The 3,459-nt window shown below is 49.0% G+C and carries 4 protein-coding genes; 3 read left to right on the forward strand and 1 reads right to left on the reverse strand.

Going from position 1 to position 3,459, the window contains the following annotated elements; genetic code table 11:
* Positions 1 to 66 precede the first annotated feature (66 nt).
* On the reverse strand, positions 67 to 1,359 hold the full coding sequence (locus ACWA6V_RS19375; RefSeq protein WP_449524033.1) for a hemolysin family protein: 1,293 nt from the start codon (positions 1,357 to 1,359) through the stop codon (positions 67 to 69).
* A 207-nt stretch (positions 1,360 to 1,566) separates the two neighbouring features.
* Between ACWA6V_RS19375 and ACWA6V_RS19380 the strand changes: the two genes are divergently transcribed.
* Genes ACWA6V_RS19380 through ACWA6V_RS19390 form a run of 3 tightly spaced genes read left to right on the forward strand, consistent with a single transcriptional unit; the run spans position 1,567 to position 3,386 of the window.
* Entirely contained in the window at positions 1,567 to 2,199 is a 633-nt protein-coding gene (locus ACWA6V_RS19380; RefSeq protein WP_449524034.1) for an energy transducer TonB, read from the forward strand.
* A 53-nt stretch (positions 2,200 to 2,252) separates the two neighbouring features.
* Positions 2,253 to 2,969 carry a MotA/TolQ/ExbB proton channel family protein gene (locus tag ACWA6V_RS19385; protein ID WP_449524035.1) on the forward strand — a complete coding sequence of 239 codons (717 nt, stop codon included), beginning with the start codon at positions 2,253 to 2,255 and terminating at the stop codon, positions 2,967 to 2,969.
* Positions 2,970 to 2,972: 3 nt separating this feature from the next.
* Entirely contained in the window at positions 2,973 to 3,386 is a 414-nt protein-coding gene (locus ACWA6V_RS19390) for an ExbD/TolR family protein (protein WP_449524036.1), read from the forward strand.
* Positions 3,387 to 3,459: the final 73 nt, after the last annotated feature.

Consider the following 3,459-nt stretch of genomic DNA (forward strand, 5'->3'; position numbering starts at 1 on the left):
AGATTTATGCCAAGCGGAACCAGATAGGGACAGGTATGAATACGTATGCGGAGCAGCGTTAACAGGCTATCCAGTTAGCTCCTCATCATCTAATTTGTAGGCGAGCACTTTATCGATGCGGCGGCCGTCCATATCGACGATTTCCAGCAGCCATTCCTTCACGACAACTTTATCGCCAGTAGCAGGCATACGTCCCATCAGTAACATAATTAAACCATTGAGAGTTTCGTAATCACCCTCTCCCGGCAGATCATCAATCTGCAAGCAATCTTTCAAATCGATAATTGCGAGCATGCCATCCAATAACAATGAGCCGTCATCGCGGCGAATGATGTAAGCGTCTTCGCCCTCACCCATAATAAATTCACCGGTGAGTGCTTCTAATAAATCTTGCAGCGTCACTATGCCTTTGAGATCGCCATATTCGTCCACCACAAACACCATTTGGCTGTGCGATGAACGGAAAAATTCCAACAGCTCCATTCCGGTTAATGATTCCGGAACAACATGGCAAGGCTGCGCCATGGATTCAAGATCAACCGTGCTACCGCGAATGGCTTCAGCCAATAGTTCTTTGGCATTAATCACGCCGATTAAATTATCACTTTGTTTGGTGCACACCGGAAAACGCGAGTGCGGTGATTTCATAACACGCTGGTAATTTTCTTCAAGCGGTAAGGCGGTATCCAAATACACAATATCCGAACGCGGCACCATTAATGAAACAATGCTACGCGCTTCCAGGCGCAATACATTTTTTACCATCGCATGCTCTTGTTGCTCTAGCACGCCTGAGCTGGAGCCTTCGTCAAGGATTGCGTGGATATCTTCCTGGGTAACTTGCGAATTTTGGGTTTGATGGAAACCAAATACGCGCATCAACGCAAGGGTCGAGCCCGACAAAAAATACACGAAGGGTTTGGTAATGATCGCCAGCAGTTGCATGGGCTTCGCAACGTAACAAGCGATGCGCTCTGAACTGAGTTGACCAATACGTTTAGGGACCAATTCGCCCACCACAATCGATAAATAAGTGACGACCACAACGACCAGAATAGTGGCGAAATTATCGCTAAAGTTAACTGGCACACCAAAGGTTTGTAACCACAGCGCGAAAGGTTCGGCAAGAATCGATTCACCGAAAATACCGTTCATGATGCCGATGGAAGTAATACCGATTTGCACGGTTGATAAAAACTGGGTGGGATCTTCAGCTAATTTCAATGCGACTTCCGCCGAGCTATTGCCCTTGGCGGCAAGTGCCATCAAACGGGATTTTTTTGCGGTGACAATCGCAATTTCCGACATCGCAAACAGGCCGTTCAAGATAATCAGGCCGAGCAGTACAAAGATTTCCATGGAGTCCTACTGATGGAGCGCATAAGCGCGGGAGGCCGAGTATAACATCGACACCCAATATCTATGCCAGCCCGTGCTCTATTGTTATAACGGATTTGCCCTTCTCCTGATGACCCGCATGATTAGATTGCCTTATTCAATGAGAAATATTATCATTAGCGCCATCTTATTATTCACAATCACGATTACCTCCCACAGCAGTCGCCGATGCAATCCAAACACGCTTCATTAATATCCTTTCTATTCGTTATCGGTGCCCATGTCGGGGTATTAGCGGCCGTGGTGTTATCGCCCTCAGAGCCAAAACCCGTCGAAGTTGTGATGCCCACTATCCAGGGCGTATTGGTGATGGCAGAACCGGAAGAGGCACCGCCACCTCCACCGGAACCACCACCGCCTCCGCCACCACCGGAAAAAAAGCCCGAACCAAAACCGGTACCCAAACCACCGCCCAAAGCCCCACCATCGGAACGCGCGGTAAAAGCACCTGAACCAGAACCACCACAGCCGGTAGAAAAACCAGTGGAGCCGAAACCGGCAGAGCCTGCTCCAGCACCGGTATTACCACCGCGCGCTGACGCTGGCCAATTAAGCAATCCGGCACCGGTTTACCCGAGTTTATCGCGTCGCTTGCGCGAGGAAGGCATAGTTGTTTTAGAGATATTGATCAAAGCGGACGGCACGGTCGGCGATATCAAAATAAAAACTTCCAGCGGTTTTAAACGTTTGGATGATACGGCGGTAAAAGCAGTGAAGCACTGGCGCTATCAACCAGCGACCCAAGGCGATAAAAAAATCGATTTTTGGTATGAACAGCCGGTTGAGTTCAATTTGAATTAATTTTTGTACTTTTTATTTTTTACACTTTCCATTAATGAGTAGGCGAGGTTTTTATGGATTCACCTTACGGCATTGCTTCCATCTGGCAGCAGGGCGATGCGTTGATCAAAGGCGTCGCGATTATTTTATTGATCATGTCCATCGCCAGCTGGTGGGTCATCGTTGTTCGCGCTTGGGGCTTATGGCGCTTGCGTCGCTCGTCACAAGGTCTGAATGATTTCTGGCACGCGCAAAGTTTTGCTGAAGGTTTGCGCACGCTCGGTGAAGATCGTGCAACCCCTTTCCGGCATTTGGCTGAAGAAGGCCAGGCAGCACTCGATCACCACAGCAATCACAAAACCGATTTGCACGGCCACTTGCCACTCGCTGAATGGCTCACGGCATGTTTACGAGGCTCTATCGATGAAAGTGCCGAACGGTTGCAGCGCGGTTTGGCGATTCTTGCATCAGTAGGATCAACAGCACCCTTCGTGGGATTGTTCGGAACCGTGTGGGGAATCTATCACGCGCTCGTGGGCATCGGCATTTCCGGCCAGGCGAGTATCGATAAAGTCGCGGGGCCAGTGGGTGAAGCCCTAATCATGACCGCATTTGGTTTGGCCGTTGCAATTCCTGCTGTGCTCGGTTACAACGCCCTCACGCGCGCCAACAAAGGCGTACTCAATAAACTCAACCGTTTTGCACATCAATTGCACGCGTATTTTATTACCGGCAGCCCAATGCAAAATAAAGGCGTCATCACCAAACTCACTCCACGCAAAGAGGTGTAAGCCATGGCCTTCGGCGGTGGACTCGACGACGATACAGAAGTGATGAATGAAATCAACATGACGCCTTTGGTGGATGTGATGTTGGTGTTGTTGATTATTTTTATTATCACTGTGCCGGTATTAACTCACTCAGTAAAAGTGGATTTGCCGCGCGCAGACAACACGCCCAATGAATTGAAACCGGAAACAGTGAATCTCGCGGTCAATGCTGATGGCAATATTTACTGGAATGAAACACAAGTCACTATGGAAGAGTTGGATCAGCGTTTGACAAAAGAAGCCAGCAAACAGCCGCAACCAGAAGTGCATATCCGCGGCGACAGGAAAGTTGATTACGAACATGTCATTAAGACCATGGCCGCAGTGCAGCGCGCAGGAATTTTAAATCTAGGATTTGTAACTGAACCCGGCAATTAGCCGGGTTCTTTTTTAATGTGCAACTGGTTTTGATTGCGCCTCCAATCGCCAAGGTTTGCCGTCGCAAGTGGCG

The sequence above is a fragment of the Cellvibrio sp. genome (genome assembly GCF_053579595.1).